The sequence below is a fragment of the Kribbella sandramycini genome (assembly GCF_013131805.1).
Lineage (GTDB): Bacteria > Actinomycetota > Actinomycetes > Propionibacteriales > Kribbellaceae > Kribbella > Kribbella sandramycini.
This window is the reverse complement of record NZ_JABJRC010000002.1, coordinates 431,379-447,442: the sequence shown is the minus strand read 5'-3', so window position 1 is coordinate 447,442 and position 16,064 is coordinate 431,379. Positions and strand designations below refer to the sequence as shown.

Here is a 16,064-nt window from a genome sequence, read left to right as displayed (position 1 = left end):
GGTCAGCGACCGGCCGCGACGATCGCGCCGCGGAGCGCCTGCCCGATCCGGGCCTGGACGGCGGCCCGGGCACCGGCCAGGTAGAAGTGATCACCGGGAAACTCAGCCACGGCGAACTCCTGGACCGCGTGCTGCCGCCAGCGCTCGGCCTGAGCCGCGGTGACCTCCGGATCGCTGTCCCCGAACAGCACCGTGATCGGGCAGCTCGGCTCCGGCCCTGGCTGCCACCGGTACGTCTCGGCGAGCCGGTAGTCGGCGCGAACCGTCGGCAGGAAGAAGTTCCGCAGCTCCGGAGTCGCGAACAACTCGGCCTCGGTGCCGCCGAGCCGCATCAGATCCGCGACCAGCTCGTCGTCGGTCGCAGTATGGAGCGAGCCCGGCACGAGTTCGGCCGGCGCATGCCGGCCCGAGACGAACAAGTGGATCGGCGGCCGATCCAGCAGCCGGGCCACCTCGTACGCAAGGGCCGCGCCCATGCTGTGCCCGAACAGAGCGAGCGGCCGATCCAGCAACGGATCCAGGGCTTCGGCAAGCCGTGGCGCCAACTCGGTCATCGAGTCCAGGCAGGGCTCGACGATCCGGTCCGACCGGCCCGGGTACTGCGCCGCGAGCACCTCGACCTCAGGCCCCAGGTCCCACTCGGTGAAGAAGCTCGCCGTTCCGCCCGCATGGGGCAGACAGACGAGCCGAACCAGCGACTGCGGACGGGGCGTGCGACAGCGAAACCAGGCGGCGGGCATCTGGATTGGGCTCCTCGACAGATCGGGCGGCCGGCACGGCGGGAATCTGGCGGACTCCGTTGCCGGTCACTCGGGCATAGGCTAACCTAACTTCTCGTTGAACGACGTGCAACAGCCATCCGTCGCTCGGTCGCGGCTTGCGCGAACACACGGGTGACACTATAGGTTATGAAAATCATTTTCACCTAGAGCTGTCGCCCACCAGCCTCTCCCCCGCCACGGAGGTTCCCCTGATGACGCTCAGTCGTCGCGTCCTGCTGCGCTCCGCCGGTCTCGGCGCCGCGGCCGTCGCACTGCCCAGCGCCTGCGGCGCAGCCGCTTCCGGCCAGACCCCGGTGCAGGCGACGGCGTCCGCGACGCCCAAGCCGGGCGGCACGCTGCGCGCGGTCTTCACCGGCGGCGGCGCGACCGAATCCCTCGACCCGTACGTCGGCGGCGCGCCGGTCGACCTGGTCCGCCACGAGGTCATGTACGACGCGCTGTTCCGGTTCCGCGGTAACGAGGTCGAGGCCGCGCTGGCGCTGGCCGCGAAGCCGGTCGCCGGGCAGGGCGCGTTCGATCTCGAGCTCCGGCCGGACGTGGTCTGGCACGACGGGACGGCGTTCACCGCTCGCGACGTCCTGGCCTCGTTCGCCTACATGTCGTCACCCGAGCGGGCCTATCCCAGTGAGCTCTCGGCGTACTTCGACTTCGCCAAGGCGACCGTCACCGGGCCGCTGACGCTGCGGATCCCGACCCGGCAGCCGATCGGTGAGCCGGCCCTGTTGCTGGCGTCGTACCCGGCCAAGATCGTCAAACCGGGCAAGTCGATCGGCACCGGGCCGTACCAGGTGGACGCGTTCGCGGCCGGGCGCGAGGCCCGGCTGAAGAAGTTCGACCGGTACTGGGAGAAGACCGCCGTCAGCGACGAGCTCGTCCTGTCGAGCCTCACCGATCCGCAGGCCAAGGTCAACGCGGTGCTGTCCGGGCAGTCCGACTTCAGCACCGACATCCCGTTCACGATTGCCAAGACCGGCACGAGCAACGCGGAGCTGGAGATCCGGACCGCGGGGCCGCTCGGCCGGGTCGGGTTCGGCTTCGTCCTGAACGCGACCAAGGCACCGTTCAAGGACCCGCGGGCCCGCAAGGCGGTCCGGCTGGGCATCGACCGGCAGGCCCTGGTGGACAGCGTGCTGCTCGGCTTCGGTGCGCCGGGCAACGATCTTTTCGGTGCCGGCAGCAAGCACTTCGACAGCCGCGAGCCGCTGGCCCGCGACGTCGATCAGGCCCGCACGCTGCTGAAGGACGCCGGAGCGGCCGGCGCCACCGTGGTGTTCCGGACGGCCGAGTACGAGATCGGCTACAACGCGTCGACGCAGCTGGTCGCCGAGCAGCTGCGTGAGCTCGGGCTGATGGTGAAGATCGACCAGGTCGGCGTACCGGAATTCTTCGACGTCAAGGCGCTCGGGCAGACCGACGGGATCGTGTTCTCGATCGGGGCGCTGCCGTTGCCGGTCACATACAGCCGCCTGGCCGCCTACCCGACCCTCGGGCTGCCGGACGCGGAGCTGAAGACCGCCCTCGGTGCCGCGCTCGCCGCGACCGACGAGCCGGCCCGCGCGAAGGCATGGGCGACGGCGCAGCAGATCATGACCGATCGCGGTAACACGGTGGTGTGGGGGCAGGCCGACACGCTCAGTATCGCCCGGAAGAGTGTGGCGGGCGTCGAGACTCGTGCGGGCCAGGAGAAGTACCCCTACCTGGGCCGGGCCGGACTGGCGTGAGGCCCGTCCATCCGTTGCTGCGCCACGCCCTTTCCGGGCTGGCCGGCAACGTCGTTCTGCTGGCCGGACTGAGCTTTCTCGTGTTCGTCGGGGTCGACCTGCTACCGGGCGACCCGATCACGAGCAGGCTCGGTCCGACCGCCACCCCGGAGCGGATCGCAGCGGTCCGGGCCGAGCTCGGGCTGGATCAGCCGGTCCTGACTCGGTACGGCGACTGGCTGGCCGGGATCGTCCACGGCGACCTCGGCCGTTCGGCCGCCGGGCAACCGGTGACCGAGCTGTTGAGCGGCCGGGTCGGCAACTCCATCCTGCTGGCCTGCTTGGCCACGGCGTGCCTGATCCCGTTGTCCTTCGGGTTCGGGCTCGCGGCCGCGCGGCGTCGCGGCAGGCCCGCGGATCGCGCCATCTCGACCGGCTCGCTGCTCCTGCTCTCGGTCCCCGAGTTCGTGGTGGCCGGATTTCTCGTGCTGATCCTCGCCATCGGATTGCGGCTGCTGCCGGCCGTTTCGCTGGTGCCGGCCGGGTCCAGCCCGGTGCGGCACTCGGAGGTGCTGGTCCTGCCCGTGCTGAGTCTGCTGCTCGTCGGGCTCGCCTACGCGACGCGCGTGATCCGGGCGGCCGCCGCAGGCACTCTGCGCGCGCCGTACGTCGAATTTCTGCGGCTGAGCGGGCAGTCGGAGCGAACGATCCTGCGGACCGCCGTCGTACCGGCCGTGCTGCCGGTCGCCGTGCAGATCTGGTTGCTGACCGGGGTGAGCATGATCGGCGGCGCCGTACTGGTCGAGAAGGTCTTCGGCTACCCCGGGATCGGCGAACTGCTCGTCACCTCGGTGCAGACCGGCGACCTCGCCGTCGTCCAGGCACTTGTCCTCGTGCTCGGTGGAGCGACCCTCGCGGTGCTGCTGATCGCGGATCTGGCCATGGTGCTGCTCACGCCCCGGCTCCGGACCGGTGGAGGTGCTGAGTGAGCAGGCTGGGTAAGGCGGGGTGGGCGCTCTTCTTTCTGCTGTTGCTGGTCATCCTGATCGGGCCGGCCATCGCACCGAACACCGCGACACATCCGGTTGGTCCGCCGTACGCACCGCCATCGGGCCGGGCGCTGCTGGGCACGGACCACCTCGGCCGGGACATGCTTTCCCGCCTGCTGCTCGGCGGGCGACCGTTGCTCCTGACCAGCCTGGCCGCAGCGGCGGCCGGGACACTGGCCGGATCGCTGACCGGTCTGGTCGCGGCGCTGAGTCGGCGACGACTCGGGGCATGGTTGATGCGGCCGTTGGACGCGATCACCGCCGTACCGCCGATTCTGTTGCTGCTCTTGTGCCTGACTGCCTTGCCGAATCGGACCGGGCTCGTCATTGCGGTCGCGATCACCAGCGCTCCGCTGTCCGCGCGAGTCGCCCGATCGGCCGCGGCACAGGTTGCCGGGCGCGCGCATGTGGAGAACGCGATCGCCCGCGGCGAGAACTGGAGCTGGCTCCTCGGGCGGGAGATCCTCCCCTTGGTCGCCGGGCCGCTGCTGGCCGACTTCGGCATCCGGTTCGTCGCGGCCGTCTATCTGGTCGCCGCGGCCGGCTTCCTCGGCCTCGGCGCGTCCGACACCGACTGGGGCCGATTGATCGTCGAGGCACTGCCGGGCGCCGCGCTCCAGCCGGTCGCGCTGCTCGCTCCGGTGATCGGCGTCGCGTTCCTCGCCGTCGCGGCGAACCTCGCGTCGGATCGCGCGGCGCAGAACTCCCGGGGGCTCCTCGCATGACGGCCCTACTCGAAGTCCAAAACCTGCGGCTCACGGCTGCCGGCCGCGCGATCGTCGACGGCGTCTCGTTCCAGGTTGAGCCAGGTGAGTCGGTCGCGATCACCGGGCCGTCCGGAGCCGGCAAGACGACGCTCGCGCTGACGGTGCTCGGCCACCTGCGTGACGGCGTCACACACGACGGCGGCCAGGTACTCGTCGACGGCAGGCCAACGCTGCCGCAACCGCCGCCAGAGCTACGCGGCGGGCTGGTCGGGTACGTCGGCCAGGACCCAGGCAACTCGCTGAATCCGTATGCCCGGGTCGCGACCACGTTGCTCCGGGTAACTGCTCGGAGCGTGCCGCGGCCGCAGCGAAGCGCGCTCGTCAGCGAGCTCCTCGCCCGGGTTGGTCTGCCTACCGAGCTTGCCCAGCGGTACCCGCATCAGCTGTCCGGCGGCCAGCAGCAGCGGGTTGTCATCGCGGCCGCACTCGCGCGCAACCCACGCTTGCTCGTCCTGGACGAACCGACGACCGCGCTGGACCTGGTGGCCAAGGCCGAGGTGGTGGCCGAGCTCCGCCGGGTGTCGGACGCCGGGATCTCCCTGCTCTGGGTGACGCACGATCTCGCGTCGGTGGAGACCGTCGTGGATCGCGTTGTCACGATCGGCGAGCCGACGACGGCGTCGTACTCGCATGCACCGGTGGCGACCGCTGCGCGCGAGGTGGTGCTGACGGCGACCGGAGTCACCGCCGGCTACGGGCATACGTCGGTACTGCGTGCTGTGGACCTGGAGCTTCGTTCGGGCGAGCTGCTGGCTGTGCTCGGCGCGTCAGGGGTCGGTAAGAGCACGCTCGCCCGGGTGCTCACCGGGTTGCATCGGCCGGCATCCGGGACGCTGGCCCATCGCGGCGAACGCCTGCCGTGGGACGTCCGGCGCAGATCCCGGGCCGAGCGGGCGGCGATCCAGCTCGTCGGTCAGAACCCGGCGGAGGCGCTGCATCCACGACAGACGGTGCGGACTGCGCTCACCCGACCGCTGGTGCGACTGCGGAACCTCCCGACCGCCGAGCACGACGGCGAGATCAAGCTGTTGCTGGACGCCGTCCAGCTACCCATCGAGGTCGCAGATCGGCTGCCGGGTGAGCTCTCCGGCGGGATGCGGCAACGTGTGGCGCTGGCCCGGGCCCTCGCCGCACGGCCCGAGGTGATCGTCTGCGACGAGATCACCTCCGCCCTCGACAGCAGCACGCAGTCCGCCATCCTGCGGATGCTCGACGAGCTCCGGGCCGAGCTCGGGCTGGCCGTCGTCCTGATCACCCACGACGCGGACGTCGCGGCGTCCGTCTCGGACCGGCTGCTCGTCCTCGCGTCCGGGCGGGTGGCTCGCACCGGGGCAACCGCAGATCTGCTGCCGCCGGGCGAATCGCCGGAGGAGCGGGTTCGCCATCTGCTGATCGACCACACCGACTTGTGAAAGGCACCGCCATGCCGACCGTCCTCACCGACGACTACATCCAGGACCCGCATCGGGTCGCCGAACTGCTGCGCGCCGAAGGGCCGGTTCGCCACGTCGTCCTGCCGACCGGCATGCCCGCCTGGCTGGTCACGGGGTACGCCGAGGCCCGCGAACTGCTCACCGATCCGCGGCTGAGCAGCAACGGGGTCTACGACCGGCTCGAGAAACTGCGCGGGGCCGCGACCGGCGAGCCGAGCTCCTTCTCTCCCGACCTGGCCCGGCACCTGCTGAACACCGACCCGCCGGACCACACCCGGCTGCGCAAACTCGTGAACAAGGCGTTCACCCCACGCGTGATCGAGCGGCTGCGACCGCGGATCGAGGAGATCGCCGACGAGCTGCTCGACGCGATCGAGCAGTCCGCCGACGATCCGATCGACCTGCTGCCGGCGTACGCGTATCCGCTGCCGATCACGGTGATCTGCGAGCTGCTCGGGATTCCGGTCGAGGACCAGGATCGCTTCGGGCAGTGGTCCGGATCGCTGGTCTCGACCGCCGGGCCGAAGGAGATCGGCGAGGCGTCGGCGGCGATGGGCGGGTACCTGTTCGGGCTGATCGAGCAGAAGCGGGCCGAGCCGGCCGACGACCTGCTCTCGGCGCTCGTGCACGCGGCCGACGACGGCGACCGGCTGACCGTGCCCGAGCTGATCGCGATGACGTTCGTGCTGCTGATCGGCGGGTACGAGACCACGGTCAATCTGATCGGCAGCGGCGTCCTGTCGCTGTTGACGAACCCGGCCGAGCTCGAACGGCTGCGGGCGGATCGGTCCCTGCTGCGGAACGGGATCGAGGAGCTGTTGCGGTACGAGACGCCGAACAACATGTCCTCGCCGCGCTACACCACCGAGCCGATCAAGGTCGGGGACGTCGAGATCCCGGCCAACGAGTTCGTCCTGGTGTCCCTGCTGGCCGCGAACCGCGATCCGGCCCGGTTCGACGGCGCCGATCGGCTCGACATCGCACGACCGACCAGTGGGCACCACCTCGGGTTCGGGCACGGCATCCACTTCTGCGTCGGGGCGCCGCTCGGCCGGCTCGAAGGCGAGATCGCCATCGGCAAACTGCTCGACCGCTTCCCCGCGCTGCGGCTCGCCGTCCCGGTGACCGAGCTGCGCTGGCGACCGAGTACCGCGATGCGCGCCCTGCAGACCCTGCCCGTCCACGTCCGCTAGGAGACCGACATGTGTGGCATCACCGGATGGGTGTCGTACCGCGCCGATCTGACCCAGCAGCGCGCGATCGTCGAGCAGATGACCGCGACCATGGCCGACCGCGGGCCGGACGCGGGCGGCATCTGGCTCCGGCCGCGGGCCGCGCTCGGCCATCGCCGGCTGGCCGTGATCGACCCCGTCGGCGGCGTCCAGCCGATGAGCGACGGCGAGGTCGCACTCACCTACAGCGGCGAGGTCTACAACTATCGTGAGCTGCGCGCCGAACTGGTTGCCCTCGGCCACCAGTTTCGGACGAACAGCGACACCGAGGTCGTGCTGCGCGGCTATCTCGCCTGGGGCGATCAGGTGGCGGAGAAGCTGGTCGGAATGTACGCGTTCGCGCTCTGGGACGGGCAGGTGGACCGGCTGACGCTTGTCCGCGACCGGATGGGCGTCAAACCGCTCTACCTGTATCCGCTACCCGACGGCGGCGTACTGTTCGGCTCCGAGCCGAAGGCGATTCTTGCCAATCCGGCCGCCGATCGGGTCGTCGACACCGACTGTCTGCGGGAGCTCGTCGGCTTCACCAAGGCGGCCGGGTGGTCGCTGTGGAAGGGGATGACCGAGGTCGAGCCGGGGACCGTCGTCACGGTCGATGCCGGTGGCCTGCGGCAACGAACCTACTGGGAGCTGCCGCTGCTGGACCACACTGACGGCGAATCGGCCACGGTCGAGCGGATTCGCTCGTTGCTCGACGGCGTCGTCGGCCAGCAACTGGTGTCCGACGTACCGCTCGGTGTGCTGCTGTCCGGCGGGCTCGACTCCAGCGCAGTGACGAGCCTGGCCGCCGGCAACACGACGGACGGACCGCTCCGGACCTTCTCGGTCGACTTCATCGGCCAGGAAGAGCGCTTTGTCGCCGACGAGATGCGCAGTACGCCGGACGGGCCGTTCATCCGCGACGTCGTCGACTGGACCGGGTCCAAGCACCAGGACGTCGTACTGGATCCGGCCGCGCTGACCGATCCCGAGTTGCGGCGGGCCGTCGTCCGCTCCCGGGACATGCCGATCGGGCTGGGCGACATCGACTCGTCGATGTACCTGCTGTTCAAGGCGATCCGGGCCGAGTCGACGGTGGCGCTGTCGGGCGAGTTCGCCGACGAGTTGTTCGGCGGGTACCTGTGGTTCCACCATCCGGCCGCGCGGGACGCGAACACCTTCCCCTGGCTGGCGTTCCAGAACTCGCACACCACCGACCGGACGGCGCTGCTCCAGCCGGAGCTGCGCGATGCGCTCGACATCGGCGGCTACATCGCCGATCAGTACGCCGACGCGGTGGCCGCCGTACCGCAACTGGACACGGTGACCGATCCGCTGGAACGACGGATGCGCGTCAACTGTCACTTGCACCTGACCCGGCTGGTGCGCGCGTTGCTGGACCGCAAGGACCGACTGTCGATGGCGGTCGGGCTCGAGGTCCGGGTGCCGTTCGCGGACCACCGGCTGGTCGAGTACGTGTACAACACGTCCTGGGCGCTGAAAACGTTCGACGGCCGTGAGAAGAGCCTGCTCCGCGCGGCCGTCGCCGAGTCGCTGCCGAAGTCCGTCGTCGAGCGGGTGAAGAGCCCGTACCCGACTCCGCAGGACCCGGCGTACGGCGCTGCCCTCCAGGTACAGGCCGCCGACGTGCTCGCCGAGCCCAACAGCCCGGTGTTCGACATCGTCTCCCCGGACTGGCTGCGGGACGCCGTCCGCCATGAAGCGGCGACGCTGCCCGGCGCCACCCGCCTCGGCCTGGAACGGGTTCTCGACCTCTACCATTGGTTCGATCTGTACCGCCCGAAGCTGCAACTGACGTCGTGAGACCATGGAACTCATGTCAGGTGGGAAGTCCAGGAACCGCTCGGCCGATGGCCTGCCGCCGATCACCGCGCGCAAGATCGCGGCCCGCGCGACGGCTCTGACGGCCGAGCGCGGCATCGACGGCTGGAGCCTGCGCGAACTCGCCGCCGACCTGGACGTCTACACCGCCGTCATCTACCACCACATCGGCAGCCGCGAAGACGTCCTCCAAGCCGTCTGCGAACGCGTCGTCGCCCAAATGCCCTGCCCCCCGGCCGAGCTGTCCTGGCGCGAATGGTTCACCGAGTTCCTGATCGAGGGCCGCACCGTCCTGCGCAAGTACCCCGGCGTGGCCCGCCGCATGTCCCTCTCCGGCCCCACCGTCCCCTCCGCCCTGCGCATCATCGACCGCGGCATCACCGTCCTCGACCGCGACGGCTTCGGCCCCGACGCCGTCGACATCTACATCTTCCTGGTCGGCACCGCCTTCCTCCACGTCCAGCTCGAAGACGACCGCGCCGCCAACCCCGAAGAACGCCAAGCCGCCCGCAAAGTCTTCATCGCCCACCGCAACCGCCTCCAAGAACCCGGCCTCGCCGCCGTAGGCGCCCAACTCTCCACCCACCACCAACTGGAAGCCGCCGACGCCGCCGCCTACGCCCGCACCGTCCAACTCTGCCTCGACGGCGCCCAATCCCAACTGTCCTGAATCAATCGGCGGATGGACCGCTCACCCGTTACCGTCGACCAAGCGTCGGCGGCAGGGGGTGATCCAGGTACTCGAAATTCGCCTGCTCGGGCCGCTGGAAATCAGCCTGAACGAAGAAGTGGTGACGCTGCCTGGGCGTCGCTTGGCTGCTTTGGTGACGATCCTGGCCCTGTCGGCCAATCGCCCGGTACCGGTCGACGTGATCGCGGACCGGCTGTGGGGCGAGGAGCCGCCGCGCCACATCAAGGAAACGCTCCACACCTACATTGCGCGCGTGCGCCGGCTGCTTGGTGACGACGCCGTCGAAACCCGATCCGCCGGATACCAGCTACGGATCGACCCCGATCGAGTCGACGCGGCACGGCTGGCCGACCTGGTCCGGCAAGCGCAGCAGGAGACCGGCGACGCGGTCAAGCGGACGCTCCTCGAGACCGCGGCGAAGCTTTGGCGGGACACGCCGTTCACCAGCGCCGCCGCATCCGATTGGCTCACCACCGGCGAATCCGCGCGGCTCACCGAGATCTACCTGTCCGCAATCGAGCAACGCATCGACCTCGATCTGGCCAGTGAACGCTACAGCGGGCTGTCGACCGAGTTGCAGCAATTGATCAGCAGGCATCCGCTGCGGGAACCGCTCTGGGCAAGACTGATCGCGGTTCTCCGGCTGACCGGCCGGACCGCCGAGGCGCTTGAGCAGTACGACAAGGTCCGGACGCTGGTCGCCGATGAACTGGGGGTCGATCCGGCGCCAGCGCTCCAGCAGGAGTTCGCCCGCTTGATCGCCGACAGCGCCGACCAGCCGGTCGTCACCGCACCGCCCGCGGCGGCCGAGATCGGCCCTCCGAGGCAGCTTCCACCGGACTTACGCCGTTTCACCGGGCGGGCTGACGAAGCGCGCCGGCTGGACGAGATCCTTCGTGACTCCCCCGCGAACCGACCGACGATCGTCACGCTGACCGGCCCTGGAGGGATTGGGAAGACTTCGCTCGCGGTGCACTGGGCACACCGTGTCCAAGATCGGTTCCCGGACGGCCAGCTGTTCGTGGATCTCCGGGGTTTCGCCGCCGAGACACCGGTATCGGCTGGAGCCGCGCTACTCGCCTTTCTCCGGGCATTGCACGTTGCTCCGGCCCAGATTCCGGCGGAAACGGCCGAGCGGACTGCGCTGTTCAGGACGCTGACTGCCGACCGGAGACTCTTCCTGCTCCTCGACAACGCGCGCAACGCCGAGCAGGTCCGGGCATTGCTGCCGTCATCGGGCAGCGTGGTGCTGGTCACCAGCAGGAACCAGCTGCGCTCGCTCGGGTCGACAGCAGGTGCATTCGATCTGACGGTCGCGCCGATGCCGAGAGCGCACGCCGTCGAGTTGCTGACCGCGGCGGTGGGCACCGAGCGCGTCGCCGCCGAGTTCCCCGCGGTCGCCGAACTTGCCGACCGCTGCGCAGGGCTGCCGCTCGCACTGGCGGTAGCGGCCGAGTCGGCCCGCCGTACGCCGGAGCGTCCGCTCGCCGAACTCGTCAATGCCCTGGCAGACGACCAGCACGCACTGGATGTGTTCGCGGATCCCGACGACGACCAGGGCGATCTGCGTCGAGTGCTGTCCTGGTCCTATGAAGCGCTGGAGCCTGAGACCGCCCGGCTCTTCAGACTCCTCGGTCTGTTACCGGGTGTCCCGATCAACGTACAGACGGCGTGTGCATTGCTCGACAGCAACCCGGTCCAGGCACGGCGCCGGCTGGGCCAGCTCAGCGCGGGCAACCTGATCCAGCAGGCTCAGCACGGCCTGTTCCAGTGGCATGACCTGATCCGCGTCTACGCCGCCGAGCTGACTGTTCAGTCAGACGCGGAGGAGACGCGCCGGGCCGCTGTCGGCCGAGCGCTGGAGTGGTATCTCCACACCGTGCAGAATGCCGCCCTCGCGGCAGACACGGCCGAGAGCCGCAGTTACCTCGCGTGCTCCGCGCATCAGCCGCTCACGTTCGCGGATTCGGCCGCCGCCATGAGCTGGCTCTGGTCCGAGCACCCGAACTTCACGGCTTGGATCCGCTTGGCGATCACGTACGGGTTCGACGACTACGCCTGGCGGCTGCCGTGGCGGCTGAACAAGTTCCTGAACCGCGCCTACCTGGTGACCGAGGCGGTGGAGGCGAGCCGGCTCGCCGTCGATGCGGCCGAACGGCTGGGTGATCCGCGGGCCCGCTATCTCACCTGGAACTGTCACGGTGTCGCGGAACTGCGCGCGGGCCGGACCGACAGCTCGGCGGACAGCACCCGGCGCGCGATCCAGATCGCGCAGGACTGCGGTGACATCGCCGCTGAGGTGGGGTTCCGGACGAACCTCGCGCATGTGCTGTGGAACGGCGGAGATCTCGATCTCGCCCTCACCGAACTGGAACTCGCCCAGGCGGCTGCCACACGGTACACCCAGCCCTCCGACGAGCCGATCCCACTCCCCCGCGTCCACCTGCCGATGGCGACCGGCGCGCTGAGCTTTCTGCTGGGTCGGCTGGACGTCGCCAAGCCCCAGGTGGAGCTCGCCGTCCGCCTGGCCCGCTCGGAGGGGAACTGGTACCTCGAAGCCCTCAACCTGGTGAACCTGGCTGAACTCCACGAGACACTGGGCGACGACGCCAGAGCCGGCTTCCACGCCGGCGAGGCACTCGAGCGCCTCCAAGGCTTCCGCGCCCCGCCGTCCCTCTTCGGTGCGCTGGCGGTCCAAGCCCGGGTCGCGGCCCGCGCGGGCCGGCGCGACGACGCCGTCGCACTGGCCCGCCGGGCTCTCGGACACCTCCCCAAGGCTCACCCTCGCGGCGAGCAGATCCGCGAGCTACTCAGGTCGCTCACTTCCTGACCTACGGGGTGGGGGTCAGGCGGTTGGTGCGGTGGAGGGTTAGGAGGGTGGTGGCGCCGAGGGCTCCTAGGGTGACCAGGGCTAGCCAGGGGAGGGTGGGGAGGCCTTGGGCGCGGGCGGTGTCGAGGGTGGCGCCGGTGAGAAGGTTGCCGGCGGTGATGCCTAGGCCGCAGATGGTGTTGTAGATGCCGTAGTGGGTGGCTACAAGGCGGTTTTGGGCGAGGGTGACGATGGTGTCCATCTCGAAGGGGAAGGTGAGCATGGTGCCGATCGCCAGAAGAATGGCGGCGGTGAGGGCGGGGAGGATGGCCAGGGCCCAGGCGGCTAGCGGGTTGGGTGGGCGGGTCAGGGGGGCGGTGGCCAGGAGGGGGAGGAAGGCGATGGCCATGGTGGCGGTGCCGGCGGCCATGGCGTAACCGGGTGGGATTCGGGTGCGGCACCAGGCGGTGAGTTTGGTTTGGGCCAGGACGGTGACGAGGCCCGAGGCGACGAAGAGGAGTGCGACGCCGATGGTCGAGCCGGTGGTGTCGCCGCCGATTCGGCGTACTTCGAGGGGTAGGGCGAGGTAGACCTGGAAGGTCAGGACGGACGAGCAGGTCATGGCGGCCGCGAACAGGAGGAAGCGGCGGTTGGTCAGGACGACACGCCATTGCCCGGCGAGACCGGTGTCGCCGCGGGTGGTGGCGGGTTGGCGCGGTAGGGCGCGGATCTGGATGACCGACAGGACGGCGAACACGGCGGCCGACACCGCACAGGTCAAGCGGAAGCTGGCGCCGGTGAGCAGAAGGCCGACGACCGGGCCGATCAGGATGCCGGCTTGGTAGAAGACGTTGAACAAGGCGAACGCCTCGATCCGGCGCGAGCCGGAATCCAAAGCCAGGTAGGCCCGAACGGCTGGATTGAACATGGCACCGGCCAGGCCGGTGGCTGCGGAGGCGATCACCAGGGCCGGGACGGAGTCCGCCAGGGCGAGCAGGCCGAAGCCTGCGGTACGGAGAACGCAGCCGGCCACGATCAGCGGCTTGTAGCCGAGGCGGTCGGCCAGTGCGCCGCCGACTGCGAACATGCCCTGTTGGGACAGATTGCGGACGCCGAGGATCAGACCGACGAGCCAAGCGGCCAGGCCGAGCGTTCCGGCCAGATGCTGTGCCAGGTAAGGCATCAGCAGGTAGAAACCGAAGTTGATCGTGAACTGGTTCAGAAGCAGCAGCCGAGTCGCTGTCGGCATACTCCGGTACTGGGCGACGAGCTTGGTCATCGCTCCCCCGCCCGCGGGTCGATGACCGTGGCGCACCTGGTCCAGCGGCTCGGTACGGCGGCCTTCGGATGCGCCAGCTCGTCCGGATCGAGTGCGGGCGCGCCGTCGGCCAGGTCGTGCCGATCGCAGTACTCGTCGCTGAAAATCGTGTCCCAGTAGCGCTGTGGGCCGTCGGGGAACACTGCAGCGATCCGAGTCCCGGACGGCGCCGTCCGGGCGATCCAGTCGGCGACCAGCCCGACTGCGCCGACACTCCAGCCACCTGTGGTGCCGGCGTTGGCGGCCAGCCGACGGCAGACCCAGACGGCCTCGCTCGGCGCGACCCAGTGCACCTCGCTGAAGGCCGAGTAGTCCACGTTACCTGGGTAGATGCTGCTGCCGAGGCCGCGCATCAGCCGGCTGCCCGCAGGCTGGCCGAAAATGGTGGACCGGATGGAGTCGACGCCGACAACAGTCAGGTCGGGGCAGCGCTCCCGTAGCACCCGCGACACCCCGGCCGAATGGCCACCGGTGCCCACACTCGCTACCAGTACGTCGATCCGGCCCACCTGTGCGAGCAGCTCGGCCGCAAGTCCGGCGTACGCATCGACGTTGTCGAGGTTGTGGTACTGGTCAGGGCACCAGGCCATCGGGTCGTCCGCGAGCAGCGTACGGACGCGGTCGCGCCGGGCCTGCTGCCAGCCGCCCTCTGGGTGCGGAGCGGCCACCATGTCGACGGTAGCGCCGTACGCACGCAGCATGTGGACGACGAGCGGCTCCATCCCCGGATCGGTGACAACCGTGACCGGATGGCCGTGAACGATACCGGCCAGCGCCAGACCGAGGCCCAGTGTGCCGCTACTGGATTCGACGATTCGGGCGCCTGGTGTCAGGTCGCCGCGCGCCCGGGCGCAACGGACCATGTGCAACGCGGCCCGGTCTTTGATGCCACCTGGGTTGTGGCCCTCCAGCTTGGCCCAGTAGCCGTTCGCCGTTCCGGTCTCGTGCAGTACGTCGCCCACCCACAGCGTCGGAGTGTTGCCGACGATGCCGGCCGGAGTGCGCCAGGCGACTCCGGCCGAGACCGCCATCGCCTCAGTGGTCGGTTCGAGTTTTTGGGCATGCGAAAGCGCAACAGTGGTGCTGTCCATCAGATGTACGTCCCCTTCGAGGAAACCGCGGATCAAGGTCTCTGTCCGGCGCAGGGCCGGCGAAGGGTTGCTATATGCGCAGCAGGCAGAACAGTGCGGTCGGTGACTGTGGAGGCCGGGCGACGGCCGTTCCGCGGACGTCGCCGCGCGGCAGGGCCGGACCGGCGAACCAGAGCACCGGAGCGGCCGCGGCCGGCGCCGGATTCGTCGTATCGGACTGAGCCGGCGCCGCAGTGTCGAGCTGCTCGATCGGAGCACAGTGCGGATCGGCGTGGCCAGGTGTGTCACCGGCCGCCGAGAGTACGACCTCGGCCGGCGGGTGCCCATCGTGGTGATGTGGTTCGACGCCACACCAGGCGGTAATGCCCAGCGCCACAGTCAGGACCGCCAGAAACGACAGCGCGAACCAGCGCCGGTTGCCGTTCCCCAGATCGGTCACGCAATGCATCCTAGCGACTGTTTTGCGTCGCCAAAGCCGAGGTCCGGTAGTGCGCGGCGATCTCGTCGCTGGTGGTCAGCCAGACATCAGGTTGGGCCGCGATGTACTCGAGTGCCAGGTCGAGGTACTTGGCCCGAAACGGCTGGCCGATCACGAACGGGTGCAACGCGAGCGCCATCACCCGGCCAGAGTCCGCGGAGTCGGCACGGAGTACGTCGTACTGGTCCTTCACCATCTGCAGGAAGTCGGGGCCGGTGAGCCCGCGCAGGAACAGGCCGAGATCGTTGAGCTCGACCGTGTACGGGACGCTGAGCATGCCGGGGACGGTCAACGGGTAGGGCTGGTCGTCGTTGGTCCAGTCCAGGACGTAGCCCAGCCCGAGCTCGGCCAGCAGTGCTGGGGTATTGAGGGTCTCGGTCAGCGCCGGTCCCATCCAGCCCTGCGGCCGCTGCCCGGTGGCCGCTTCGATCGTGCCGACGATCTCGGTCAGCACCTGGCGTTCGTCGGCCGGCTCCAGGCCGGTGTGCAGGATCGAGTTCGTGCTCCCGTGGGCCAGCCAGGCCCAGTCGCGCTCTACGCCCGCCTTGATGATCTGCGGGTTCTGCTCGGCCACGAGCGAGTTCAGCAGGGTGCTGGCCCGGACGCCGTACTTGTCGAGGATCTCGATGACCCGCCAGACGCCGACCCGCGCGCCGTAGTCCCGCCAGCCGTGGTTGAGCGGGTCCGGAATCAGGTCGAGCGGCCAGATGCTGGTCGAGGCGCGGTCCGGGAGGAAGGTCTCCACGTTCAGACCGACGTAGAAGGCCACTCGTTTGCCGTCCGGCCAGGTCAGGCGCGGGCGCTCGGTGATGGGGCTGTAGTCGAAGGGCTCTCGTGTCATGCTCTCACGGTAAAATCTGACACCGGCGTCAGATTCAAGTCGCACGAGGAGG

Annotated in this window: 13 protein-coding genes; 8 read left to right on the top strand and 5 right to left on the bottom strand. The window is 69.5% G+C overall.

All coding sequences use genetic code 11. The annotated features are described in order from the left end of the window. Positions 1-2: 2 nt before the first annotated feature. Positions 3-740 (bottom strand): thioesterase II family protein, encoded by a 738-nt coding sequence (locus tag HPO96_RS09620; RefSeq protein ID WP_171673000.1) that lies wholly within the window; start codon positions 738-740, stop codon positions 3-5. Positions 741-973: 233 nt separating this feature from the next. On the opposite strand from HPO96_RS09620, the gene HPO96_RS09615 reads away from it, so the two are divergent. The 8 genes from HPO96_RS09615 to HPO96_RS09580 are packed head-to-tail and all read left to right on the top strand — an operon-like array spanning position 974 to position 12,305. Next, complete coding sequence (locus HPO96_RS09615; protein ID WP_171672999.1) at positions 974-2,503, top strand: ABC transporter substrate-binding protein; 1,530 nt, start codon at positions 974-976, stop codon at positions 2,501-2,503. Continuing rightward, complete coding sequence (locus tag HPO96_RS09610; protein ID WP_202885778.1) at positions 2,500-3,471, top strand: ABC transporter permease subunit; 972 nt, start codon at positions 2,500-2,502, stop codon at positions 3,469-3,471. Before HPO96_RS09615 ends, HPO96_RS09610 begins: the two co-directional genes overlap by 4 nt. Beyond that, positions 3,468-4,256, top strand: coding sequence for an ABC transporter permease subunit (locus HPO96_RS09605; protein WP_202885777.1), 789 nt, complete (start codon positions 3,468-3,470; stop codon positions 4,254-4,256). The genes HPO96_RS09610 and HPO96_RS09605 overlap by 4 nt, the downstream gene beginning before the upstream one ends. After that, positions 4,253-5,710 carry an ABC transporter ATP-binding protein gene (locus HPO96_RS09600; RefSeq protein ID WP_171672998.1) on the top strand — a complete coding sequence of 486 codons (1,458 nt, stop codon included), beginning with the start codon at positions 4,253-4,255 and terminating at the stop codon, positions 5,708-5,710. Before HPO96_RS09605 ends, HPO96_RS09600 begins: the two co-directional genes overlap by 4 nt. A gap of 11 nt (positions 5,711-5,721) precedes the next feature. Then, positions 5,722-6,924, top strand: a complete 1,203-nt coding sequence (locus HPO96_RS09595) for a cytochrome P450 family protein (RefSeq protein WP_171672997.1) — start codon at positions 5,722-5,724, stop codon at positions 6,922-6,924. A 9-nt stretch (positions 6,925-6,933) separates the two neighbouring features. Then, positions 6,934-8,766, top strand: a complete 1,833-nt coding sequence (gene asnB, locus HPO96_RS09590; protein ID WP_171672996.1) for an asparagine synthase (glutamine-hydrolyzing) — start codon at positions 6,934-6,936, stop codon at positions 8,764-8,766. 13 nt (positions 8,767-8,779) lie between these two features. After that, complete coding sequence (locus tag HPO96_RS09585; RefSeq protein WP_171672995.1) at positions 8,780-9,454, top strand: TetR/AcrR family transcriptional regulator; 675 nt, start codon at positions 8,780-8,782, stop codon at positions 9,452-9,454. Positions 9,455-9,512: 58 nt separating this feature from the next. Next, positions 9,513-12,305 carry a BTAD domain-containing putative transcriptional regulator gene (locus HPO96_RS09580; protein WP_171672994.1) on the top strand — a complete coding sequence of 931 codons (2,793 nt, stop codon included), beginning with the start codon at positions 9,513-9,515 and terminating at the stop codon, positions 12,303-12,305. Between the two features lies 1 nt (position 12,306). Here HPO96_RS09580 and HPO96_RS09575 read toward each other — a convergent pair whose 3' ends face one another. From HPO96_RS09575 to HPO96_RS09560, 4 genes are all read right to left on the bottom strand, one after another. Then, positions 12,307-13,563 (bottom strand): MFS transporter, encoded by a 1,257-nt coding sequence (locus HPO96_RS09575; protein WP_171672993.1) that lies wholly within the window; start codon positions 13,561-13,563, stop codon positions 12,307-12,309. Then, positions 13,560-14,693 (bottom strand): PLP-dependent cysteine synthase family protein, encoded by a 1,134-nt coding sequence (locus tag HPO96_RS09570; protein ID WP_272954575.1) that lies wholly within the window; start codon positions 14,691-14,693, stop codon positions 13,560-13,562. The genes HPO96_RS09575 and HPO96_RS09570 overlap by 4 nt, the downstream gene beginning before the upstream one ends. Positions 14,694-14,763: 70 nt before the next feature. Continuing rightward, the gene (locus HPO96_RS09565; RefSeq protein WP_171672992.1) at positions 14,764-15,132 is read right to left on the bottom strand and encodes a hypothetical protein; all 369 of its coding nucleotides are present in this window, start codon (positions 15,130-15,132) and stop codon (positions 14,764-14,766) included. A 10-nt stretch (positions 15,133-15,142) separates the two neighbouring features. Then, on the bottom strand, positions 15,143-16,012 hold the full coding sequence (locus tag HPO96_RS09560; RefSeq protein WP_171672991.1) for a polysaccharide deacetylase family protein: 870 nt from the start codon (positions 16,010-16,012) through the stop codon (positions 15,143-15,145). Positions 16,013-16,064 lie beyond the last annotated feature (52 nt).